We start from the raw sequence: 22,626 nt of genomic DNA, 5'->3' as shown, positions 1-22,626 counted from the left end.
TTTCAGTTCGACCAATGCGACCGCCTGACATTTCCGTGCCAGTCTTCGGACATGGTTTCAGTGACTTGTGCCTCGGTATAGGTCACAGACGGTATGGATTGACCAATTGCAAACCCGATCACCCCGGTCAGAGCAATCACGGCCAATATGTCCGGGCGTAGAACCACGCCCCTTGGATCGGATGCGGTATGTGCCATTTGAACCTCCTGGGTTGAACGTTTCTGATGGCTGTAAGATGGGGCAGCGCATTAAATTAGTAAAACGAATATTTATTAATCTATGCATCACATAAACTGATTTATTCATCTCACATCGCAAACAAAGATTTGCGCGAAATCTATCCACACTACTCACCTTCCCGTGACGCTTCTTACAATGGGGTTGAGCAGCCAGTCAGTTGCACACACTATTAGTCATCCCGACGAACAAGGAACTGCCATGCCCACCGAACGCATTACTTTTGCCGGTCACGACGGCAACCAATTGGCCGCGCGCCTGGATTTGCCGGACGGGCCGGTCCTGGCAACGGCGCTATTTGCGCATTGTTTTACCTGTTCCAAAGACATCCCAGCCGCGCGCCGGATCGCGGCGCGACTTGCGGCGATGGGCATCGCCGTTCTGCGATTTGACTTTACCGGGCTGGGTCATTCTGGCGGGGAGTTTGCCAACACAACCTTTACCTCCAATGTCGAAGACCTGATCGCAGCGTCGCACTACCTGGCGGGTCGCAACATGGCACCGGCACTGCTCATCGGCCATTCGCTGGGTGGTGCGGCTGTGTTGCGCGCCCGGGCTGGCATTCCCAGCGTCAAGGCCGTGGTCACTTTGGGGGCACCCGCAGATCCGGGCCATGTAGCGCATCACTTCGAAGATGCGCTGCCTGAGATCACGCAGGCTGGATCGGCGGACGTGATGTTGGGCGGGCGTCCCTTCCGCATTGGCAAGGCGTTTGTGGATGATATTTCCGAAGCAGCCCTGATGCCTGCTATCGCAGACCTGAAGGCTGCTTTGCTAATTTTGCATGCGCCTCGGGATGAGACCGTAAGCATTGACAATGCCAGCACAATCTTTCTGGCCGCCAAACATCCCAAGAGCTTTGTTACCCTTGACGATGCCGACCACTTGATTACCCGCGCATCCGACGCGGAATACGCGGCTGACGTAATTTCAGCATGGGTTACGCGTTACGTCAGGCTCTGCCCACCTGCTCCACCACCGGGTGCGCCCGAAGGTGTTGTTCGCGTGACTGAGGCTGATCCGGAAGGGTTCCTGCAGGATATCCAGTCAGGTCCCCGGCACCACGCAGTTGCGGACGAGCCCGCCTCGTATGGCGGCACCGACCGTGGCATGTCGCCCTACGGATTTGTGTCCTCGGGTCTGGGGGCCTGCACGTCGATGACTATTCGCATGTATGCACGGCGCAAGCGCTGGCCCCTCAAAAACATCACGGTCGATGTGTGCCACAACAAGGTGCACGCTCAGGACGCAGGGCTGGCCAGCGAAGGCAAGGTAGATGAGTTTCGTCGCAAGATCCGCCTTGAAGGCCCTTTGACCGCCGAGCAGCGCACAAGACTGCTCGAAATCGCAGACAAATGCCCGGTGCACAGAACCCTGGAAGGGTCAGCCCAGATCACAACCGTGCTGCTGGACTGACGTTCGGGCTCAGCGCCGCCCTGCGGGGCGGTGAATGGGTGGCCGGGCCGCCGGAGGCCGTGCGACCGGTGGTCGTGGCCGGTTCGGCGGTCGGGACACTGGCGGTCTGTTCGGTGGCTTGGCGATTGGCGGAACAGGACGCGCAGGTGGGCGTCCATCCGGCGGTCTGGGTCGATCCGGGCGGTCGATATCTATATCAACATCCACGTCGTGATAGTAGTCGTTCCACAACATTGAGTCGTAGAAGGGGTCATACCCGTATCCAACTCCGACGGTGACGCCGTCACAGGCCGAAAGCGTCAGTGTGGCAGCACCCAATCCAAGGGCAAGGGCTGCGCGTTTGATCAATTTGCGTGTCATGTGCGCTTCCTCACTGCAGAGACCGGAACGACGCGAATACGGCGTTCAGGTCGTCCACATAAGCTGGATCAGCGCCGTCGCGCAGGATCGCCACGGCAATGGCTACACGCCCCTTCGGCAAGTCGATCACTGAAACCGTAAAGTTAACACCACGTCCTTCGCGATTGCCGGTCCCGCGAATAACCCGTGCGGGCAATCCGCCGATACGCGTCGTCGTGGTTTCGGACACAGTCGGGTCCTTGACCAGAAACCTGTCTATGTCTTCAAGATACCGCAGACCGCCTTCGATCGAGGCCACGCCCGCTGGCGATACAAAGCCCATCCAGACATTATCGTCGGTGACAGGCCGCATCCCCATGACCCGGGCAACGGCGCGCGCGTCGCCAAGTTCGGTATCCTCAATTTCGCGCGGGCCGCCAGTGCGCAACGCCCAAAAGTCAGGCACGGAAAAGCCAAACAGCGCGCGTCCATTGTCCGTGTAGGTAACCGGAGTGTCGGCTGACGCAGGCGCACCGCACAACCATAACGAGGCGCAAACGGCGAGCGCCGAAGAAAATTGAATACGCATATCTCAATAACCTGATGATTTCATTGAATGCAGATTGACCTGCTGTGACCCCTTTTGTCCAGCATTCCAATGTGCGGGCACAAAAAAACCGCGCCAGGAAACCTCCGGGCGCGGTTATGTCCGATTTGACTTGGCTGGAGGTTACGAGCGCGCGTCACCCACCAGTTTCCACAGGCCTGGGATCAGCAGTGCAGCCAGCACCAGCTTGATCGCGTCGCCCACCAAGAAGGGTGTCAGACCCCACTGCAGGATCGGTTGGTCCCATCCGTACAACTGACCCAGCCACAGCAGACCAGGCACGTAGATCACGACATTTGCCAGAACCAGAGCCAACGCCATCTTGCCGAACGAACGGTCCCAGCCGCGCGCGGCCAGTGCGCCCAGCAGAACGGTTGCCAGCAGGTAACCGACCAGATAGCCGCCGGTTCCGCCCATCATGTAGGTCAGACCAAACTTCTCGGCCGAGGAACCTGCGAACACATCAAAGCCCAGCGCACCGATCAACAGGTAGCCCAGCATGGTGGCCAGACCCAGACGCGTGCCATAGGCGGTGCCAATGGTCAGCACGGCAAAGGTGCCCATCGTGATCGGAACTGGCCACATCGGGACCTTGATCTTTGCGGCAATTGCCAAAGCCAGAATACCCAGTGCCACCAGCACAACTTGTTTGACGCGCAGCGCGGTACCTTCGCGCGGGCCAATCGCATTGGCCAGTACATTCGCATTCATTTTTGCATCTCCACCTTTTTGCACACGCAGAAATGCCCGCTTAGAGGACAGACTGCAACATGATTACGCTATCTTAAACGATATTCAGTGCTCATTTCATATGATTTTCTGGGGCCCGAGACGATCCAGCGCACTGACCAGACCGGCCACGCCGAAAAATCGTAGACGGCATCATAGCTATCAGGCGGGCAATCATGATGGTCTGACGCATGTGCCTGCCCCAGTTCCAGCTGATGAAAATAGCGGCCGTCGTCAAAGTGAATGGCAATCGCCCTGCCCGCTTTGTGCCACAAGTATTTACGCGTGCCTTTCATCTCGGCCTGTCCCGGCACACGCAGCGCGACCTCTTCATCATAGATCAAACCATCTTCAGTCGGACGCAAGACCGCTTGACCATCGGCCTGCACCACCTGCCCGGCCCGTGCATCCCGAATGGTCCGGTTCAGGCTCCAATTTCCTTCGAAATCGGACAGGTTTTTCGGCAAGTTCATTCGACGATTGTCCCGTCGGTTGTGCCCCCATTATCATCTATGAAACGGATCACATCATCCCTTTGCTGCACATCATAGCAGGCCCACAGGTCGGAAGGTGGCCAGAGCGAGCAATAGCGATCCCCCTGCACCGCCCAACGACCCGCGCTCGGACCGCCTGAAAAGTACTGCGTCAGCATCGTATCGTCGAAAGTCTGCGAGATACCTTCCCCGTAATCGAGTTTCTGCCCGGTCAATACCGACAGAATCTCGTCGCCCGTCAGCGTTCTGAACTCTTCCGCCGCCAGAAAACCCGGCCAAAGGGCTAAAATCAGGGCAAACCGTCTCATCTTTGCACTCGCGCCTTGTTCCTTTGCTTGCGCGGGTTTAAACCCCGCCGCAACGCCTCCTGCCAAATCACAATAAGGTGCCGCTGCCAATGATTCCACGCTATTCCCGCCCCGATATGGTCGCCATCTGGTCGCCCGAGTCCAAGTTTCGCATCTGGTTCGAGATTGAGGCCCATGCCTGCGACGCGATGGCCAATCTGGGCGTGATCCCGCGTGAAAACGCCGAGGCCGTCTGGAAGGCTAAGGATGTGGAATTCGACGTTGCTCGCATTGATGAAATCGAAGCGGTCACCAAGCATGACGTCATCGCGTTCTTGACCCATCTGGCCGAACATGTTGGCAGCGAAGAAGCCCGTTTTGTGCATCAGGGCATGACCAGTTCGGATGTTCTCGACACTTGCTTCAACGTTCAACTGACCCGCGCCGCCGATCTGCTGATCGCAGACCTCGAAGGTCTGTTGGCTGCTCTGAAGCGCCGCGCATTCGAACACAAGGACACAGTCCGCATCGGCCGCAGCCACGGCATCCACGCCGAACCCACCACCATGGGTCTGACCTTTGCCCGCTTCTACGCCGAGATGGACCGCAACCTGTCCCGGATGCGCGATGCGCGCGCGGAAGTTGCAACCGGTGCCATTAGCGGCGCGGTTGGCACTTTCGCGAACATTGACCCCCGTGTGGAAGAGCATGTCTGCGACCAGTTGGGTTTGGTTCCTGAACCGATCAGCACGCAAGTCATTCCGCGCGACCGTCACGCGGCTTTCTTTGCCACGCTTGGCGTCATCGCCAGCAGCATCGAAAACATCGCCATTGAAATCCGCCACATGCAGCGGACTGAGGTGTTGGAGGGGGCTGAGTTCTTCTCGATGGGTCAAAAGGGCTCGTCTGCCATGCCCCACAAGAAAAACCCGGTCCTGACCGAGAACCTGACCGGGTTGGCCCGCATGGTACGCGCAGCAGCGATCCCGGCGATGGAAAACGTGGCGCTCTGGCATGAACGCGATATCTCGCATTCTTCGGTTGAACGCATGATTGGACCGGATGCCACTATCACGCTGGACTTTGCTCTGGCCCGACTGACTGGCGTCATAGACAAAATGCTGATCTTTCCCGAGAACATGATCGAGAATATGAACAAGTTTCCCGGCTTGGTAATGAGCCAGCGGGTTCTGCTGGCACTGACACAGGCAGGTGTCAGCCGTGAAGACGCCTATTCCATGGTACAGCGCAACGCACTGAAAGTCTGGGAACACCGCACCGATTTCAAAGAGGAATTGCTGGCAGATCCCGACGTCACCGCCGCGCTGAGCCCGGAAGAAATCGAAGAGAAATTTGATCTGGGCTATCACACCAAACACGTCGACACGATCTTCGCCCGTGTATTTGGCGAATAACCCAATCTGATCAGTTGGTTCGCAGGGCCCGGATCGCAGGACGCGTTCCGGGCCTTGGTGTTTTGCCAGACGGGTCAAAACAAGCTATGATGTGGGTGTAAATCCGGACAGGAGAAACACGATGATCCGTACTCTGATTTGTGCTTTGGCCCTTAGTTGCTCAGCCTCCGTTGCATTGGCCTGTAGTGGTCATTCCAAGCAAACTCAGTCCTGCGCACCAGGTTCGGTATGGGATGCTGAAACTCAAACCTGCGCCAAAATTACGAACAGCTGAGAAAATTTTTTCCCATTTGTGAATAAACGCGAGCCTTCGGTTGTTAGCTTTTGAGAAGAACGCACTATGCTTTCTGTAAGCAGCCCTGACAACGGAGTAGGAAAATGCGCCTAGTACTCGCTTCAACGATCGCCCTTCAGGCCTTTGCATTCGCGCCGGTCGCGATCGCCGCTGGTGGTGACAGCAACCCGCCAAAGCCAACCAACACGACAAAGAAGTGTCTATTCGGTCGAGTTTATGACAAAGACGCCGGACGGTGCGTGAAGCCGAACCAGAGCAACTTTACGCAGGACGAACTGTATGACGCCGTGCGTGAACTGGCCTATGACGGGCAGTTAGAGAACGCACAGGACATCCTGCGCATTATGGATCAGGATGATGATCGCGTGTTGACCTATTGGGGCTTCACATACCGCAAAATGGGTGAGCTTGACCTGGCAAATGCCTTTTATTCGAACGCTATTAAGGCAAATCCCGACAACATTCTGGCGCGCAGCTATATGGGCCAGGGCTTTGTCACCGAAGGCAAAACCGATCTTGCCATCGCCCAGTGGCGCGAGATCAAGGCGCGCGGCGGAGAAGGCACCTGGGCCGAAGCGTCTCTGCGCGAGGCGATCCGCACCGGGCTGACTTACAGCTACTAAGCTTCAGTCTTTCTTTACCCGACTCTCCGTAATCTGCCTGTGGAACAGAATCTTGGCACCACAGGCAGATGCAGGACACAAACACTTTGGTTCAACTGGCACCGGGGACCTCGACACCCGCCGCCGACGATAAGAACGACGCGCCTCGCGTCGTCCCCAAGGCGCTGAGCAGTCGACAAAAAGCCGCTGTGGTTGTGCGCCTTTTGTTGAATGAAGGCGCAGATATCCCGCTGGAAGAACTGCCCGATGACTTGCAGGAAAAGCTAACTCATCAACTGGGTCAAATGGGTCTTGTAGATCGCGTCACACTGGCCTCCGTTGCACATGAATTTGCGGAAGCGCTGGACAGTCTCGGCCTGTCATTTCCACACGGGTTGGCCGGTGCGCTTGACGCAGTCAGCGATAGGATCACACCGGCAACAGCGGCCCGGTTACGGAAAGAAGCCGGGGTACGTCAGATCGGAGATCCGTGGCAACGACTGCGGGAAATCCCGACCGAAGATCTAGCCACCATTGCTCTGGCCGAAAGCACTGAAATTGCGGCGGTGATGTTGTCCAAGCTAGAAACCGCGAATGCCGCGCAACTTCTGGGTCACCTGCCCGGCCCGGTCGCACGCCGCATCACCTATGCAGTTTCGAAAACCGCTAACATCACGCCGGAAGCTGTCGAGCGAATTGGCTGGTCGCTGGCCGCTCAGCTTGATCGGCGCCCGACCACCGCCTTTTCCGATGGCCCCGGTGTCCGGGTCGGCGCGATCTTAAACCAGTCCGCTGCGGCAACGCGAGAAGGCTTATTGAAGGCTCTGGACGAGGAAGACACCGATTTCGCTGCCCTCGTACGCCGATCGATCTTTACCTTCGCCCATATCCCGGCCCGCATTTTGCCTCGCGACGTGCCAGCGGTTCTGCGGGGGGTGGATCAGGCTGACCTCGTCACCGCTTTGGCCGGTGCCACAGCCGAGGATGACAAGGCTGCGGTCGATTTTCTGCTGTCCAACATGTCGACGCGCATGGCGGATAACCTGCGTGAAGAAATCACCGAGCGCGACAAGGTGAAACTGTCTGAGGCCGAGGAAGCGATGACGCTTGTAGTTGGCGCAATTCGTGCGCTGGTCGACGAGGGCGCAATACCGCTGATTGAAGAGGATAGCGAAGAGTGACTGGCAAGCGTGATCAGGCGTGCCCGGGCCCGGCCTAGTTTTGCAACGCTTGTGGTTGCGGATTGTGCCTTGTATGTCTTGCCCGGCAAATCGCAACAGCCGGTGAGACCTATTCATGCCCGTCGAAAAGTCGGAACTAAGCCGCGCAGCGCTTAGAAAATACTACATCACTGGATTGTTCATGAAGGGCGTTATCGGGGCCATGCGTTTGCTGCCCTATGAAACACGACTAAAAACCATGGGTGCAATCGCGCGTGGGCTTTCACCGATGATCGGCTTCACCACACGCGTGCGCAACAATCTGAAACTAACCTGCCCGGACCTGTCAGAGGCGGAAGTCAAAAGAATCTGCAGCGCCGTTCCCGACAATGCTGGCCGCGCGATCATGGAGCATTTTTCGCCCGAAGGTTTCACCCAGCGTCAGAGCACGGCAAAAGTAAGTGGTTCGGGTGTTGCGGCATTTGACGCCGCTGTGGCAGACGGGCGCCCCATCATGATGATCACCGCCCATTTTGGACACTATCTGGCCGCACGTATTGCCTTGCAGGAACGCAGTGGTCGCCCGATTGGGTGCCTTTATCGCCGTATGGCGAACCCTTACTTCAACGACATGTATGTTGAAGCGTTCCACAAAACCGGCTCGCCGATGTTCGAACAAGGACGTCGTGGGATGGTTGAAATGGTCCGCTCACTCAAGAAAAACGGGATCATCGCGATCGTGTCTGATCTGCATGCCCATGGCGGGGAAGAGTTGACATTCTTCGGCAAGCCCGCCGTGACCTCGGTTCTGAACGCAGAACTGGCTATGAAGTACAATGCCGTCCTGATCCCGTGCTACGCGGTGCGCCAACCCAATGGTGTGGATTTTGAAATCGTGCTGCACGATCCGGTGCCGCATACAGACCCCAAAACCATGACCCAGTTCACCAATGATGATCTTGAGGCCATGGTTAGACAACATATGGGCCAGTGGTTCTGGATTCACCGACGCTGGAAAGCCTGGAATGGTCTGGGAGTTCAGCCCGAGGATATGCCCTAATTACCTGACCTTAGTGGCGGCCACTATGGGGCCGTGCCCTTCCCTTTGCACCAGGACGACGGCCGGCAAATCCGCATCTACGGCCACTGAAAACGCCTGAGGCGCAACGCCATCCCATTGACCTGCCGTATACCAGGCCTCGACAACATTCGCATAATCCAGTTCATGTCCGGCCAACTCTCCGCGTCGGATTGAGGCGTGGCGCATAGGCGAGTACTGAACGACGCGGATGTCGTAGGTTTCTCCGGCCGGCAACTCGACCGGCATCACATCGACCGACACATCATTGCCTGAGCGAACGGCCGTCACGGACGCCTGAGGGGCTGCCTTGATATGCGCGTTGATCAGGCGATCCAATTCCCGCGCTTGCGCGCCGACCACATCCTGCTGCCCGTTTACCACCATCTGCGGAGTATAGATCATCGACCGACCACCTTCCCGCGCATAGGTGCGCTGACGCAAGGTGTGATCCGGTTTTGCATATTCGTCCTTCCACCCGATGTAATCCCAGTAATCCACGTGCAGTGCCAGACCGATCACATCATCGCGTTTGGCCAAATCGTGCATGAGTTGATCTGCGGGCGGACAGGATGAACAGCCCTGAGACGTAAAAAGCTCAACGACAACCGGGTCCCCTTCTGCAATGGCCGCGGTGGTCAAAAAAAAGGAAATAAGCGCTGTTGCACGAATGGATTTCAACATTACAGGTCTCGGGCCTTTGACTGGGTGTACTGTCCGGTCTAAACGCAAGCCCGTTCAACCTCCAATCAACGTTTCTTGAGACATGCGACCATCGCGCCTCTTAAAATTTGTGTGCAATGGTATACATCACTCAGCAAGCTCACTGCCTTGGTCCTTGAATCAAAGGCTTTGGTGATGCAGATAACTATTAGCGAATCCCGGGACCTAAGTCATTTCAGAGGGAGGCCACAGATGCCCATCAAAGTCGGACAAGACACCGCCAAAACACGCCGCAGCCTAAGCGTGAACGGCAAGTCCATTTCATATTATTCCATCCCCGCCGCGCAAGAGGCCGGACTGGGCGATTTTTCAAGGCTTCCCGCCGCGCTCAAAGTGGTTCTGGAAAACATGCTGCGTTTCGAGGATGACGGTTTTTCCGTCTCGGTCGAAGATATCAAAGCCTTTGGCCAATGGGCGACAAATGGCGGCAAGAACCCGCGCGAGATCGCGTATCGTCCTGCGCGCGTGTTGATGCAGGACTTTACCGGTGTTCCGGCTGTTGTCGATCTGGCAGCGATGCGCGATGGCATCAAAGGGCTGGGCGGTGATGCGCAAAAGATCAACCCTCTGAACCCTGTTGATCTGGTCATCGACCACTCGGTCATGATTGACGAATTCGGCAACCCGCGTGCGTTCCAGATGAATGTGGACCGTGAATATGAGCGCAATATGGAGCGCTATCAGTTCCTGAAATGGGGTCAGTCGGCATTCAACAACTTCCGCGTTGTTCCCCCCGGAACCGGCATCTGCCATCAGGTGAACCTGGAATATCTGGCACAAACTGTCTGGACCGACACCGATCAGAACGGCGACGATGTCGCCTACCCCGACACACTGGTTGGTACCGACAGCCACACGACGATGGTCAACGGTATGGCCGTTTTGGGCTGGGGTGTCGGTGGGATCGAGGCCGAAGCCGCGATGCTGGGCCAGCCGATCTCGATGCTCATCCCTGAGGTAGTAGGCTTTGAGCTGACCGGCGCTTTGGTCGAAGGCACAACCGGCACTGACCTTGTCCTGAAAGTCGTGGAAATGCTGCGCGAAAAGGGCGTCGTGGGCAAATTCGTCGAATTCTATGGCGAAGGTCTGGACCGCTTGCCGCTGGCCGACCGCGCGACCATTGCAAACATGGCGCCCGAATATGGCGCGACCTGTGGCTTCTTCCCAATCGACGGCGAAACACTGCGCTACATGCGAAACACCGGCCGTGATGAGGATCGTCTGGCGTTGGTCGAAGCCTATGCCAAGGAAAACGGCCTGTGGCGCGATGAAAACTATGCGCCCATTTACACCGACACTCTGACGCTGGACATGGGCACAATTGTTCCCGCAATCTCGGGGCCAAAGCGTCCGCAGGACTATGTTGCGCTGACCGACGCCAAAGCAGCCTTCACCAAGGAAATGGCCGAAACCTTCAAACGCCCGATGGGCAAGCAGGTCGTGGTCAAGGGCGAAAATTACGGCATGGAATCGGGCAAGGTTGTGATCGCCTCGATCACCTCCTGTACCAACACTTCAAACCCTTATGTGATGATTGGTGCCGGTCTGGTCGCAAAAAAGGCGCATGAGCTAGGCTTGAACCGTCAGCCGTGGGTCAAAACATCGCTGGCCCCCGGTTCACAGGTTGTGTCTGAATACCTTGAGGCAGCGGGCCTGCAGCAGCATCTGGATGCCATCGGATTCAACCTTGTCGGCTATGGCTGCACCACCTGCATCGGCAACTCTGGCCCGATCCAGAGGGAAATCAGCGAAGCGATTGCCGAAGGAGATCTGGTCGCCACATCCGTTCTGTCTGGCAACCGCAACTTCGAAGGCCGGATTTCGCCGGACGTGCGGGCCAACTATCTGGCCTCGCCGCCACTGGTCGTGGTCTACGCACTGGCTGGCACCATGGATATCGATCTGACGTCCGAGCCGATCGGTCAGGACAAGGACGGCAATGACGTCTTCATGAAAGACATCTGGCCAACCCAAAGCGAAATTGCCGAATTGGTTCAGGAAACGGTCACCCGCGAAGCGTTCCAGTCCAAATACGCTGACGTTTTCAAAGGTGACGAAAAGTGGCAGAGCGTCGAGGTTCCGCAACAGGAAACCTATAACTGGCCGCCGACTTCGACGTATATCCAGAACCCCCCATATTTTCAGGGGATGGGGTCCGAGCCAGGCACGATCTCGAACATCGACGGGGCCAAGGTTCTTGCGGTTCTTGGGGACATGGTCACGACCGACCACATCTCACCGGCCGGATCGTTTGCAAGTACGTCGCCTGCTGGTAAGTACCTGATCGAACGTCAGGTGCAGCCGCGCGAGTTCAACTCTTACGGCTCCCGCCGCGGCAATCACGAAGTCATGATGCGCGGCACTTTCGCCAATATCCGCATCAAGAACGAGATGCTCGATGGGGTCGAAGGTGGCTACACAAAAGGGCCTGATGGCGAACAGACGTCGATCTATGACGCCTCGATGGCCTATCAGGAACAGGGCGTCCCGCTGGTTGTTTTTGGCGGTGAGCAATACGGTGCGGGCTCCTCGCGCGACTGGGCGGCTAAGGGCACGGCCCTACTGGGCGTCAAAGCTGTGATTGCGGAAAGCTTTGAGCGAATCCACCGGTCCAACCTGGTTGGCATGGGCGTGATCCCGTTCGAATTCACCGGCGGCGACACCCGCAAGACGCTGGGACTGACAGGTGACGAAACCGTTTCGATCCATGGCTTGGACTCGGTTGAGCCGCTGCAGGAGGTGCCCTGCACCATCATTTTCAGCGATGGAACCGAAAAGACGATCACGCTGAAATGCCGGATCGATACCGCGCCTGAGATCGAATACATCGAAAACGGCGGCGTACTGCAATACGTGCTGCGGAACCTCGCCAAGGCAGATTAAAACAACAAAGCCCCGACCAACAACGCCGGGGCTTTTTCTTGGGCCAGTGCCACAGGCTCCAGACTAAAGCGCGTGCCGCAGGCACGCTCCGCTTGGCAATGGTTCAGATCACCGGCCGGCTTTCTCCAGTGCTGGCCGCAGCGTGCTTTCGATCACGCGCTGTGTAATCGGACCGGCAAAGCGCAAAATGATCGTGCCCTCTCCGTCGATCACATAGGTTTCAGGTACCCCATACAAACCCCAGTCCAGCGCCATTCGGCCTTGTTCGTCCCGTCCGATGGCCTCGTAAGGGTCGCCCAGTTCATTCAGAAACGCTTCGGCGTTGTTCAGCTGATCCTTGTAATTGATGCCATAGACCGGGATACCCTCTTCGGATAGCGCCTCAAGGTTGGGGTGCTCGGCCCTGCACGGGGCGCACCAGCTGGCCCAATAGTTGACCAGCTTGACCTCACCATCGCGCAGGGTCGCATCGTCAAACAACGTCTTGCCCGGAAACTCGGTCAGAACAACGGGCGGCGCAGGTTGTCCTTCGCGCGCCGATGGCAAGGCGTTTGGGTCTTCCCGGAACATGCCAATGCCCGCCAAAACGGCAAATGCGCCAAAAATTAATGGCGGCGCAATCATCAGGGGCGAGATTTTAGCCATTGCGCATCATCCTGTTTTCGACCTTTTTCATTTCCGCCCGCACCTTGCGGCCACGCATCACACTGAGAACAATCAACGCAATCAGCAGCCCGAGCGAGACCGCATAGGACCATAAAACCGCATCAGCGTATTTTCCAAGATCAGGGATCATCCGTTTAGCCTTTCTCTCGAAAGCAGCGCCTTGATCCGACGCGCCCTAATTTCTGTACCTGTGCGATACAGAACCAACGCAATGAACAGCAGAACAAATCCGATAATGCACAGCAGCAGCGGATAGAAATAGATATTGCTGACCTTTTCCTCGGTATCCGCACCGGTTACGGCCGCCGCGCGCATCACGGACGCCCCTTGATGCAGGCCCTGATTCCAGAAGTTCACAGCATAGCGGCTAAGCAAGGCAAAAACCGACCCCACCAGACAAAGGACCGAGGTAAGATCGGCTGCGGTGTCGGAATCTTCAATCGCTTCCCACAGGGCCACATAACCCAAATAGAAAAGGAACAAGATCAGGAACGCGGTCAGGCGCGGATCCCAGGCCCACCAGGTGCCCCACATCGGTTGCCCCCAGATCGCGCCGGTTGCCAAGGCGATCAGGGTCATCACGATCCCAACCGGCGCCGCAGCCCGCGCGGCCAGCGCGCTGACATGGTGACGTCGCACCAGCCAGACCAGCGAGGTTGCAAGCATCATCAGCCAGCAATTAATCGCCATCAGTGACGCAGGTACATGCAGGTAGATGATCTTGACGGTCGAGCCCTGCTTGTAGTCATCCGGTGTGAAGAAAAAGCCCCAGGTCAGTCCGACGACCAGACACACCAAGGAGGAAATCCAGAAGAGCGGCAACACCCGCTCGCTGGTGGCGAGGAATTTGCGCGGGTTGGCGTATTCCCAGAGGGTATTGGCTTTGGCTGCGATAGACATGGGCTCTATTTAGTCCGACTCGTGTTCGTTCTCAATTGACATCAGTCAAAGTGTGACTGCGTTACCGAAGGTTGATCCGCAGCACAGCTGCGCTGGCAAAGGGCAGCAGCGCAATCGTGGCAGCGGTGATCCCCGCCAGCATCAACAGCGGGGTTTGCGTTTCCATCCCTGTGGCACCACGGCGGGCGACCTCGGCTCCGAAAATCAGCGTTGGGACATAAAGCGGCAGAACCAGAAGTGACAAAAGCAGTCCGCCGCGCTTCAATCCCACAGTCAGCGCCGCACCAAAAGTACCGATCACGCTCATGGCCGGGGTGCCGATTAGCAACGATATCACCAGCCAGAAAAACCCGGGCACCGGCAGGTTCAGCAACACGCCCAGAAAGGGTGCGGCCAAAACCAAAGGCAATCCCGTGGTAAGCCAGTGGGCCAGAGCCTTAATCGATACGACGGCCTCAAGCGGCAAGGGCGCCGTGGCCAACAGGTCAAGCGATCCGTCTTCCCAATCCAGCGCCAGCAGCCGGTCAAGCGACAACAGGCAGGCCAGAAGAGCGCCCAGCCAAAGCACACCCGGTGCAATGGTCGACAGCAATGACGATTGCGGGCCTACTGAAAATGGCACCAGGACGGTCACGATCAGAAAGAACGCAAGGCCCAAGCCAAAACCGCCGCCAGCACGGAAGGCGAGTTTCAGGTCGCGCAGCAGCAAGGCGATCACAGGAAGCCTCCGTCAAAGTCGTCGATGGGTTTCGGTTTGGCCTTGTTTGGGCCCACATCCAAAACCGCGCCGTCCAAACCCAGGTCGATGTGAGTGGCGATCAGGGCCGATCCGCCCTGCCCCAGATGCGCACGAACGGCGTCGGCGAACATCTGAACAGCATCCTTGTCCAGTGACACAGTCGGTTCGTCCAGCATCCAGATCGGCCTTCCGGTGACCAGCATTCGGGCCAGTCCAAGCCGGCGTTTCTGCCCGGCGGACAGGTTGCCGGCGTGACGATCCGACAGTTCGTTCAGCTCATAGGCATCCAATGCGGACTGAATGTCATCAGTACCAAAAACCGAGGCCCAGAAGGTCAGGTTTTCGACAACCGTCAGAGTTGGTTTCAATCCATCGGAATGTGAGGCATAGGCGATACGATCCTCGGCCCCGTCAATTGTTCCGCTCAGCGGTGGTTGCAGCCCTGCCAGCGTGCGCAACAAGGTAGTTTTGCCAATCCCGTTTGGTCCGCGCAGGATCAATGCCTGTCCGGGTTTTAGCGAAAAACTCAGCCCTTCGAGCACTGGGATGCCCCCACGGGTGATGGCAAGATCGGTTACGGTCAGTGTCATACGGCCCCGCTTATCTTATTGCGCATAGGGGCAAAAGGCGGGATTTGACGCAGGGCGACACCCATTCTGCGATTGGATAACCTTAAATGCGAACGGCCAAGCCCTCGCGCTCCCCGGGATACTTTCACCCAGATGAAGAGGAACCCGTCAGGTGGCAAGCATAGCCAGCGCTATGCGACGCCCTTCAGAGAGCAGAACATTGTAAGTGCGACAGGCTGCCGGCGAGTTCATGATCTCAACCCCCATGCCCGCTTGCTCAAGCGCTGATCGAAGCGCTGTGGGGATATGGGCCAACTCAGTGCCCGTTCCGATCAAGATGACATCCACCTGCGCGGCCAGTCCAAGTAAGGGCGTCGGGTCGTCGTATCCACCCCAGCTGGCGGTACCCGAAGGTCCAGTCAGAACCGAGCCTTCATAAACCCGGCCACTGATACGGAAAAAACCTGGTCCGTACCCGTCGACGGGTGATGCGCCGTTATATGTGATCTCATTCAACCGCATGGATGTCTTCTATGCCCCAAAGCGGCAAGCCGGACAAGGCGGCAAGCGCGATCATCACATAGGCTGCGGTGCGATAAACCTTTTCTTTTTCCGGATTGAACAACCAGCCGCCCAGCCAATTGCCCAAAAGGTTCGGGACAGACAGAGCCAACCCCAGCACAACACTATCAAGGGTCACCCGCCCCATGCTGGTCAGGAAACCGAAAATCAGAAAGTCGAAACCAAATAGGAATAGCAGGATGGTGGCCCGAATGACCTCAACCGGCAGTGGACGGGACATGTAGAACAGGATCACCGCCGGCCCAGGCAGCCCAGCAACCCCGCCGAGAAACCCTGCAGCTCCACCGATCGCCGTCACCATCGTACGTCGCACGCGCCCTTGATAGCGCAGTCCTAGAATCAGAATCGCAAGCATAAACAGGGCGAGGATACTGACGGCGTATCTAAAAACCTCTGGCTCGACCTGCGTAAGTATCCACAAGCCAATTGGCAGGACCAAAGCGCAACCCAACAACAGTCGCATCAGATCGCCACGGTCAACGGCACGCCACGCCCGACGGAGGTTAGGGAGAGGCCCGAAGATGTCCATGACCGTCAATCCGATCAACGCTCCGAACGGACCAAGGAATGGGGTGGCCAAAGGTAGAAAAACCAACGCGGTCCCAAAGCCGGAGAACCCGCGTACGATCCCGCCCAGAGTCGCTGCCAAAACGATAACGGCCAGCCCCGTGGGGGACTGGCCGAGCAGATCAGGCGTCCACATTTGCGAACTGGTTGCCCGCGTTGTTTGACGGCTTCGACCAGTCGCGTTTGACGCCCAACCACAGCAGGATGGTCGAGGCCACAAAGACCGAAGAGTATGTCCCCACGATCACGCCCCAGATCATCGCGAAGACAAAGCCGCGGATCACGTCCCCGCCCAGCACATAGAGCGAGATCAGAGCCAACAGGGTGGTAACCGAGGTCATTACTGTTCGACTGAGTGTTTCGTTGATCGAGATATTCAGAACCTCTTTGAGGTCCTTCTTCTTGTACTTCCGCAGGTTCTCGCGGACGCGGTCGAACACGACCACAGTGTCGTTCAGCGAATAGCCAACGATGGTCAACAGCGCGGCGATGATAGCCAGGTCGAACCGGATTTGCAGTTCCGAGAAAATCCCAATTGTCAGGATCACGTCATGTACCAGCGCGGCCACAGCGCCCAAAGCGAACTGCCATTCGAAGCGCAGCCAGATGTAAACAAGCACCGCGCCAATAGCGAGCACCACTGCGATCACCGCCGTTTGGATCAATTCGCCCGAGACCTTGGGGCCGACAGATTCGACGGACACAAACTGAATATCTGGCGCAGCGATTTTGAGCGCCTCTTCCACGGCAGTCACCGTTGCGGCCGACACAGCCTCGGCATCGGCTTGCGCCTGAATGCGGATCATCGCGACGTTTTCGTCCTCACCAAAAGTGGGATCGAAAATCTCAGTAATGGTCACGTCGCCCAATTCCAGCGGCGCAATGGCTTCGCGATAAGCACCAACATCCACGACTTCTGCACTTTGAGTTCTGATCGTGGTACCGCCCCGGAAGTCGATACCGAAGTTCAGGCCCTGAAGCATGAAGGACGTGAAGGCCACGATCATCATAAGGGCTGAGATTCCCAGCCAGATCTTCCAGCGGCTGAAGAAATCGAACGAGGTGTTCTGGGGTACGAGTTTCAGTCTCATGATCAAACCTCGATCGTTTTCGGGCGGCGGCGTTCGAACCAGATGACGATCATCAAACGCGTCACGAAGATCGCGGTGAAGACCGAGGTCAGAATACCAAGACCCAACGTAATTGCGAAACCGCGTACCGGGCCGCTGCCCATTGCAAACAAGATCACGGCGGTGATGAACGTTGTGACGTTCGCATCCAGGATAGCCGAGAGTGCTTTTTCATAACCCAACTCGATGGCGCGTGCAGGGCCCTTTGCGGATTTCAATTCTTCTCGGATCCGCTCAAAGATCAGCACGTTGGCATCCACCGCCATACCAACCGTCAGTACGATACCAGCGATACCAGGCAGTGTCAGGGTCGCTCCGATCAGGGACAGCAGGCCAAACAGCAGGCCCACGTTGATGATCAGAGCGATGTTGGCAAAGATACCAAACAGGCCGTAGCTGAGCGCCATGAAAACCAGCACTGCGGCAAAGGCTACGATCGTCGCGACCTTGCCGGCATCAATGCTGTCCTGACCCAATTCCGGACCAATGGTCCGTTCCTCGAGGAACTCCAGCCCCGCTGGTAAAGCACCTGCGCGCAACAGAACTGCCAGATTGGTACTTTCTTCAACGGTGAAGTTGCCGGTGATTATGCCCGAGCCGCCTGGAATGTGGCTTTGAATGACAGGGGCCGAGATGACCTCATCATCAAGAATGATTGCGAAAGGCTGGCCGATGTTTTCCAGCGTATAGTCGCCGAACTTGCGCGCTCCCGATGTATTGAACCTGAAGCTGACCGCCGGGCGACCGTTCTGATCGAAGGCCGGCTGCGCGTCCACCAGCTCTTCACCGGTGACGACCGAAGCCGACTCGACCGTATAGAACAAGCCGGTTTCGTCGATAGAGGGGAGGACCTTTTCGCCAATCCCCGGCACTGCGTCCGGGTTGGTACCCCGCCCCACAACCGGGTTGAACGTCAGCTGAGCAGTGGTGCCGATGATCTCCTTCAGTTCACCAGCGCTGCCGATACCTGGCACCTGAATCAGGATACGATCCGCACCCTGGCGTTGGATTGTGGGTTCACGTGTACCGACTTCGTCAATACGGCGGCGCACAATTTCAAGCGACTGGCGCACGGTTCGGTCGTCTGAGGCCAGCTTTTCCGCCTCGGACAATTGAACGACGATTGTGTCACCTTCAGCCCGCGCCTCGATATCGGTCGCACCTACCCCTGTCAGGGTCTGCACCTGACGGGCCAGACCGCGCACAACTTCCAACGCACGCGACATGCCCTCGGGCTGACTGATGCGCACCCGAATCTCGTCCGGAGCGGAATCTTGTTTCCGAATGGTGCCAACCGTGGCGCGTTCATCTCGCAGCGCATCGCGGATTTCGGGCCACATTGCCTCCATCCGGGATTCGTACACATCACCGACCTGAACTTCAGCCAGCAAATGCGCGCCACCGCGCAGATCAAGGCCAAGATTGACCAAGGACGACGGCAGCCAGTTCGGCCATTGCGCCGCCTCGGCCTGCATTTCAGGAGTGTCGATGCCAAGCTCGATTGCGGCCTTGGCATCGTTGGATTGCTCGACGCGCGTATAAAACGCATTCGGCAGGGCCATCAGCAGGCCGATCACGCAGACCGACCAGATCAGAACCCGCTTCCAGGTATCAATTTGCAGCATTACCCTGCCTTTTCAAGGAATTATCGCGCGAAGTTACTTCGCAGGTTCGGTTTTGTTCAGAACCTGCGCAATGGTCGATTTGACCACACGAACCTTCACACCCTCGGCGATTTCAACTTCGATCTCGTTGTCGCCTTCCTTGACCTTGGACACCTTGCCGATCAATCCACCCTGGGTGACGACCTGATCGCCGCGGCGCACTGCCTCGACCATGGCCTGATGCTGCTTCATCTTTTTCTGCTGAGGGCGGATGAGCAGAAAATACATGATCGCAAAGATCAGGATCAGCGGGAGAAACTGGGCGATTGCGCCACCTTCCATGGGATATTCCTTTGTTTTGGTGCTGCGGAGAAGCTCCGCAAATTTGGCGAGAACCTATGCTCTGAGTTGCGCCTTTGCAAGCGAAGGCCGCGCCGAACTCCACCGGGATCTGACCACAGTGTGCAAAGAACAAGCCAGGCGTTGCAGATATGTCCTAGGCAGGTCACCGAAACTGGGTATAGTTTGGGCTAAGGGGGACATATGACACGACAATTCAAGCCCTTCCTTTTGTTGGCTTATTTTGTGACAGCGCTGGCTGCCAGTCTTTGGCTCTCAGACGCTGTGTCGGCACAGGAAACACCGGCCGAGCCGGCGGCTTCTGAGGGTACGGAATCGGATGCCTTCGTCGCCCCGGTTATAGTGGACGGAGACGTGTTGTTCCGGGTCCGTGGGTCTAGTGCCCTGCCCGCCCCCGAACGAGCGGAGATTGTTCAGAACAAGATTGTCGAAGTCGCCGAAGCCTCGGACACGCCCAAGGTCGAGATCACATACGAAGAAACCGAGTTTGGTATCTGGACACTGGCTGATGGTGAGAGAATCTCGATCGTTACCGAAGCTGACGCCGAATTGGAACAAATGGAACTGAGTGTTCTGAGTGTTTTACACGGGGACGCGATCAAACAATCCATTGAATCCTATCGCTCCAACCGCACCGAACAGGCGCGCGTTTCCGGTGCGATCGAGGCCGCCGCATGGACCTTGGGGTTTGTTGCGTTTGTCGTTGCGATCCTCTGGTTGCACCGTCGGATACGAAGGAAGACACTGAAGTTTGTCTCGCGTCATCTTAAAGACGTGGAAACCGCGACGGCCAAAAGCGTTCAGGCTGAGGCGATTGCAGCGCTCGTCCGGTACGGGCTGAGTTTTGTTCTGCTCATCATCTTCTTCCTGGGTTTCTACTACTACCTTTCGTTTGTTCTGCTGGCCTTCGCCGAAACCCGCTATTTCGCCCAGCTTCTGCTGACCTACCTGACAGAGCCTGTCCTGCTGATCTTCAAAGGCGTTATCAGCTACATCCCCAACATGATCATGCTGGGTTTGATCGCCTGGGTAACGATGTACATCATCAAGGGGATGCGGGTGTTTTTTGACGCTGTCGAAGCGGGTTCATTCGATATGGGCGATTTCGAAAAACACTGGGTCAGCCCAACCTTCAACATAGCCCGTGTTGTGGTGATCCTAATCGCCTTGGTCTTCGCGGTCCCCTACATCCCTGGATCGGACTCGGCTGCATTCCAAGGATTGACCATTCTCGTGGGCGCGATGCTGTCGCTTGGCGCCAATTCAGTGGTGTCAAACATGTTGGCCGGCCTGTTCGTGATCTACCGCCGTTCGACTTCAATTGGGGATCGCATTCAAATCGGCGATCACATAGGTGACGTGGTTCAGATCAAGCTGATGGAGACGCATCTGAAATCCATCAAGAACGAGCTGATCTCGATCCCAAATGCGCAACTTATGAACTCGGACGTGGTCAACTTCTCGAAGAAGACCGATGGAAGCGGACTGCTGCTGCACACTACGGTCGGCATTGGTTACGAAGAGCCACCGGAAAAGGTCGAGGCGATGTTGATCGAGGCCGCCAACCGGACCAAGGGTATCAAGGCCAAACCGGAACCTTTTGTTTTGTGGACGGCATTGGCGGACTACGCGATCAATTACCAGATCAACGGCTACACGACCCGAGGCAGTATAATTCCGAAAATCCGGTCGGACCTGCATCGCAATATCGTGGCCGTGTTCAATGAAAACGGTGTGCAAATCATGACGCCTTCTTACATGGCTGATCCGCCTGATCCCAAGATCCCGACCGAGCATTGGGATGGCCATCTGGCGCATGAAACACACGCGGACGCCGATAAGTCGTAACCGGCGCTACACCCTGCCTTTCAGATGGTGCATAAGCGGTTTCAGTGATTCACGCATTTAAGGATCTGAACCATGCACGACATCCGCGCCATTCGCGAAAACCCAGCCGCCTTCGACGCCGCACTTGCGCGCCGTGGGGACGCGCCGGTGTCGTCAGATTTGTTAAGGCTGGACGAAAGCCGCCGGGCCAAGATTTTGGCCGCGGAAACGGCGCAAGCCGAACAGAACAAGGCCAGCAAGGAAGTTGGCGCTGCCAAGGCACGCGGTGACGAAGCTGAATTTCAGCGTCTGCGCGCGCTGGTCGCTGAAAAAAAGGCCGAAATCTCTCGGATGCAAACCGAGGCCAAGGACCTGGACGCGTTGCTGACTGATCAGTTGATCCGCATCGCGAACCTGCCCGCTGAGGACGTGCCTGAAGGTGCGGATGAGAACGACAATGTCGAGGTCAACCGATGGGGCACTCCGCGAGAGTTGGATTTTGCACCTAAAGAGCATTTCGAAATCGAGGCTGTTCAAAACGGCATGGATTTCGAAACAGCGGCAAAACTGTCTGGCTCGCGCTTTGTGCTGCTGTCCGGCGGCGTCGCCCGCGTTCACCGCGCCTTGGCGCAGTTCATGCTGGACACGCACATTAACGAAAACGAGCTGACCGAGGTAAACGGCCCGGTTCTGGTTCTGTCCGAAATGATGCAAGGCACCGGCCAGTTGCCGAAGTTCGGCGAGGATAGCTATCAGACCCGCGAGGGCTGGTGGCTGATCCCAACCTCTGAGGTTTCGCTGACCAACATCGTCAACGACACGATGATCGAGGAAAATTACCTGCCCCGCCGCTATACGGCACATTCCCTGTGCTTCCGGTCCGAGGCTGGATCGGCAGGCAAAGACACGCGTGGAATGCTGCGTCAGCACCAGTTTGAAAAGGTCGAGATGGTCTCAGTCACACATCCCGACAAGTCCGACGACGAACAGAAACGTATGCTGCGCTGTGCCGAGGGCATTCTGGAAAAACTGGGCATCCCGTATCGTACGGTGATTCTGTGCACTGGGGACATGGGCTTTGGCGCGCGCCGGACCTTTGATATCGAGGCCTGGCTGCCGGGTCAGGATACGTACCGCGAGATCAGCTCGGTCTCGACCTGCGGTGAATTCCAGGCGCGCCGGATGAACGCGCGCTTCCGTCCCGAAGGTGGCGGCAAACCGGAATACGTCCACACGCTGAACGGATCAGGTCTGGCCGTTGGGCGCTGTTTGATCGCTGTGCTGGAAAACGGCCAGAATGCAGACGGCACCGTTACCTTGCCCGAGGTTCTGTCCCATTACCTGGGCGGCAAGTTGACGCTGCAGTTGGACGGAACGCTGGCATAAAGAAAACCGGAGCCCAATAGGGCACCGGTTC

Annotated in this window: 25 protein-coding genes; 8 read left to right on the top strand and 17 right to left on the bottom strand. The window is 57.2% G+C overall.

The window, feature by feature from the left end:
* Positions 1-2: 2 nt before the first annotated feature.
* A complete protein-coding gene (locus ACR0AK_RS05110) occupies positions 3-197 on the bottom strand; it encodes a hypothetical protein (RefSeq protein ID WP_480792595.1) in 195 nt (64 codons plus the stop codon).
* A 241-nt stretch (positions 198-438) separates the two neighbouring features.
* Between ACR0AK_RS05110 and ACR0AK_RS05105 the strand changes: the two genes are divergently transcribed.
* Positions 439-1,653 (top strand): bifunctional alpha/beta hydrolase/OsmC family protein, encoded by a 1,215-nt coding sequence (locus ACR0AK_RS05105; protein WP_480792594.1) that lies wholly within the window; start codon positions 439-441, stop codon positions 1,651-1,653.
* Between the two features lie 9 nt (positions 1,654-1,662).
* On the opposite strand, the gene ACR0AK_RS05100 is transcribed toward ACR0AK_RS05105, so the two are convergent.
* The 5 genes from ACR0AK_RS05100 to ACR0AK_RS05080 all read right to left on the bottom strand — a co-directional run bounded on the left by ACR0AK_RS05100 (position 1,663) and on the right by ACR0AK_RS05080 (position 4,130).
* Positions 1,663-2,013 carry a hypothetical protein gene (locus ACR0AK_RS05100; protein WP_480792593.1) on the bottom strand — a complete coding sequence of 117 codons (351 nt, stop codon included), beginning with the start codon at positions 2,011-2,013 and terminating at the stop codon, positions 1,663-1,665.
* A 10-nt stretch (positions 2,014-2,023) separates the two neighbouring features.
* Positions 2,024-2,581 carry a hypothetical protein gene (locus ACR0AK_RS05095; RefSeq protein ID WP_480792592.1) on the bottom strand — a complete coding sequence of 186 codons (558 nt, stop codon included), beginning with the start codon at positions 2,579-2,581 and terminating at the stop codon, positions 2,024-2,026.
* Positions 2,582-2,722: 141 nt separating this feature from the next.
* Complete coding sequence (locus ACR0AK_RS05090; protein WP_170414406.1) at positions 2,723-3,310, bottom strand: biotin transporter BioY; 588 nt, start codon at positions 3,308-3,310, stop codon at positions 2,723-2,725.
* A 68-nt stretch (positions 3,311-3,378) separates the two neighbouring features.
* Complete coding sequence (locus ACR0AK_RS05085) at positions 3,379-3,801, bottom strand: DUF6314 family protein (RefSeq protein WP_480792591.1); 423 nt, start codon at positions 3,799-3,801, stop codon at positions 3,379-3,381.
* Positions 3,798-4,130: a hypothetical protein gene (locus ACR0AK_RS05080; protein WP_170564675.1), complete on the bottom strand. Its 333-nt coding sequence runs from the start codon at positions 4,128-4,130 to the stop codon at positions 3,798-3,800. The genes ACR0AK_RS05085 and ACR0AK_RS05080 overlap by 4 nt, the downstream gene beginning before the upstream one ends.
* Before the next feature lie 89 nt (positions 4,131-4,219).
* Between ACR0AK_RS05080 and purB the strand changes: the two genes are divergently transcribed.
* The 4 genes from purB (at position 4,220) to ACR0AK_RS05060 (ending at position 8,641) form a co-directional block, all read left to right on the top strand.
* Positions 4,220-5,524 carry an adenylosuccinate lyase gene (gene purB, locus ACR0AK_RS05075; RefSeq protein WP_480792590.1) on the top strand — a complete coding sequence of 435 codons (1,305 nt, stop codon included), beginning with the start codon at positions 4,220-4,222 and terminating at the stop codon, positions 5,522-5,524.
* 378 nt (positions 5,525-5,902) lie between these two features.
* The gene (locus ACR0AK_RS05070) at positions 5,903-6,442 is read left to right on the top strand and encodes a tetratricopeptide repeat protein (RefSeq protein WP_170564681.1); all 540 of its coding nucleotides are present in this window, start codon (positions 5,903-5,905) and stop codon (positions 6,440-6,442) included.
* Between the two features lie 68 nt (positions 6,443-6,510).
* On the top strand, positions 6,511-7,602 hold the full coding sequence (locus ACR0AK_RS05065; protein ID WP_480792589.1) for a flagellar motor switch protein FliG: 1,092 nt from the start codon (positions 6,511-6,513) through the stop codon (positions 7,600-7,602).
* Between the two features lie 115 nt (positions 7,603-7,717).
* Positions 7,718-8,641, top strand: a complete 924-nt coding sequence (locus tag ACR0AK_RS05060) for a lysophospholipid acyltransferase family protein (protein ID WP_170564687.1) — start codon at positions 7,718-7,720, stop codon at positions 8,639-8,641.
* Here the strand turns inward: ACR0AK_RS05060 and ACR0AK_RS05055 are convergent, their stop codons facing one another.
* Entirely contained in the window at positions 8,642-9,343 is a 702-nt protein-coding gene (locus tag ACR0AK_RS05055) for a DUF1223 domain-containing protein (protein WP_480792588.1), read from the bottom strand.
* A gap of 231 nt (positions 9,344-9,574) precedes the next feature.
* Between ACR0AK_RS05055 and acnA the strand changes: the two genes are divergently transcribed.
* Positions 9,575-12,265 (top strand): aconitate hydratase AcnA, encoded by a 2,691-nt coding sequence (acnA, locus tag ACR0AK_RS05050; protein WP_480792587.1) that lies wholly within the window; start codon positions 9,575-9,577, stop codon positions 12,263-12,265.
* Positions 12,266-12,373: 108 nt separating this feature from the next.
* Here the strand turns inward: acnA and ACR0AK_RS05045 are convergent, their stop codons facing one another.
* The 10 genes from ACR0AK_RS05045 to yajC all read right to left on the bottom strand — a co-directional run bounded on the left by ACR0AK_RS05045 (position 12,374) and on the right by yajC (position 19,364).
* The gene (locus tag ACR0AK_RS05045) at positions 12,374-12,910 is read right to left on the bottom strand and encodes a DsbE family thiol:disulfide interchange protein (protein ID WP_480792586.1); all 537 of its coding nucleotides are present in this window, start codon (positions 12,908-12,910) and stop codon (positions 12,374-12,376) included.
* On the bottom strand, positions 12,903-13,061 hold the full coding sequence (gene ccmD / locus ACR0AK_RS05040) for a heme exporter protein CcmD (protein WP_480792585.1): 159 nt from the start codon (positions 13,059-13,061) through the stop codon (positions 12,903-12,905). Before ccmD ends, ACR0AK_RS05045 begins: the two co-directional genes overlap by 8 nt.
* Positions 13,058-13,831: a heme ABC transporter permease gene (locus ACR0AK_RS05035; protein WP_480792584.1), complete on the bottom strand. Its 774-nt coding sequence runs from the start codon at positions 13,829-13,831 to the stop codon at positions 13,058-13,060. Before ACR0AK_RS05035 ends, ccmD begins: the two co-directional genes overlap by 4 nt.
* Positions 13,832-13,892: 61 nt before the next feature.
* Positions 13,893-14,549: a heme exporter protein CcmB gene (gene ccmB, locus ACR0AK_RS05030; protein WP_170414442.1), complete on the bottom strand. Its 657-nt coding sequence runs from the start codon at positions 14,547-14,549 to the stop codon at positions 13,893-13,895.
* On the bottom strand, positions 14,546-15,160 hold the full coding sequence (gene ccmA, locus ACR0AK_RS05025; protein WP_480792583.1) for a heme ABC exporter ATP-binding protein CcmA: 615 nt from the start codon (positions 15,158-15,160) through the stop codon (positions 14,546-14,548). Before ccmA ends, ccmB begins: the two co-directional genes overlap by 4 nt.
* Positions 15,161-15,307: 147 nt before the next feature.
* Positions 15,308-15,661, bottom strand: coding sequence for an Mth938-like domain-containing protein (locus ACR0AK_RS05020; protein WP_480792582.1), 354 nt, complete (start codon positions 15,659-15,661; stop codon positions 15,308-15,310).
* On the bottom strand, positions 15,648-16,424 hold the full coding sequence (locus ACR0AK_RS05015; RefSeq protein WP_480792581.1) for a TSUP family transporter: 777 nt from the start codon (positions 16,422-16,424) through the stop codon (positions 15,648-15,650). Before ACR0AK_RS05015 ends, ACR0AK_RS05020 begins: the two co-directional genes overlap by 14 nt.
* Positions 16,411-17,379, bottom strand: coding sequence for a protein translocase subunit SecF (gene secF / locus ACR0AK_RS05010; protein WP_170564708.1), 969 nt, complete (start codon positions 17,377-17,379; stop codon positions 16,411-16,413). Before secF ends, ACR0AK_RS05015 begins: the two co-directional genes overlap by 14 nt.
* Positions 17,380-17,381: 2 nt before the next feature.
* Positions 17,382-19,043, bottom strand: coding sequence for a protein translocase subunit SecD (secD, locus tag ACR0AK_RS05005; protein WP_170564710.1), 1,662 nt, complete (start codon positions 19,041-19,043; stop codon positions 17,382-17,384).
* Between the two features lie 33 nt (positions 19,044-19,076).
* Entirely contained in the window at positions 19,077-19,364 is a 288-nt protein-coding gene (gene yajC, locus ACR0AK_RS05000; protein WP_170564713.1) for a preprotein translocase subunit YajC, read from the bottom strand.
* Between the two features lie 201 nt (positions 19,365-19,565).
* Between yajC and ACR0AK_RS04995 the strand changes: the two genes are divergently transcribed.
* Together ACR0AK_RS04995 and serS are read left to right on the top strand one after the other, a co-directional pair.
* Positions 19,566-21,230 carry a mechanosensitive ion channel family protein gene (locus ACR0AK_RS04995; RefSeq protein ID WP_480792580.1) on the top strand — a complete coding sequence of 555 codons (1,665 nt, stop codon included), beginning with the start codon at positions 19,566-19,568 and terminating at the stop codon, positions 21,228-21,230.
* Between the two features lie 72 nt (positions 21,231-21,302).
* Positions 21,303-22,595, top strand: coding sequence for a serine--tRNA ligase (gene serS / locus ACR0AK_RS04990; RefSeq protein WP_480792579.1), 1,293 nt, complete (start codon positions 21,303-21,305; stop codon positions 22,593-22,595).
* Positions 22,596-22,626 lie beyond the last annotated feature (31 nt).

This window comes from Ruegeria sp. BI12, assembly GCF_056537985.1.
The sequence above is the reverse complement of the archived record's forward strand: the minus strand, read 5'-3'. Positions and strand labels throughout refer to the sequence as shown.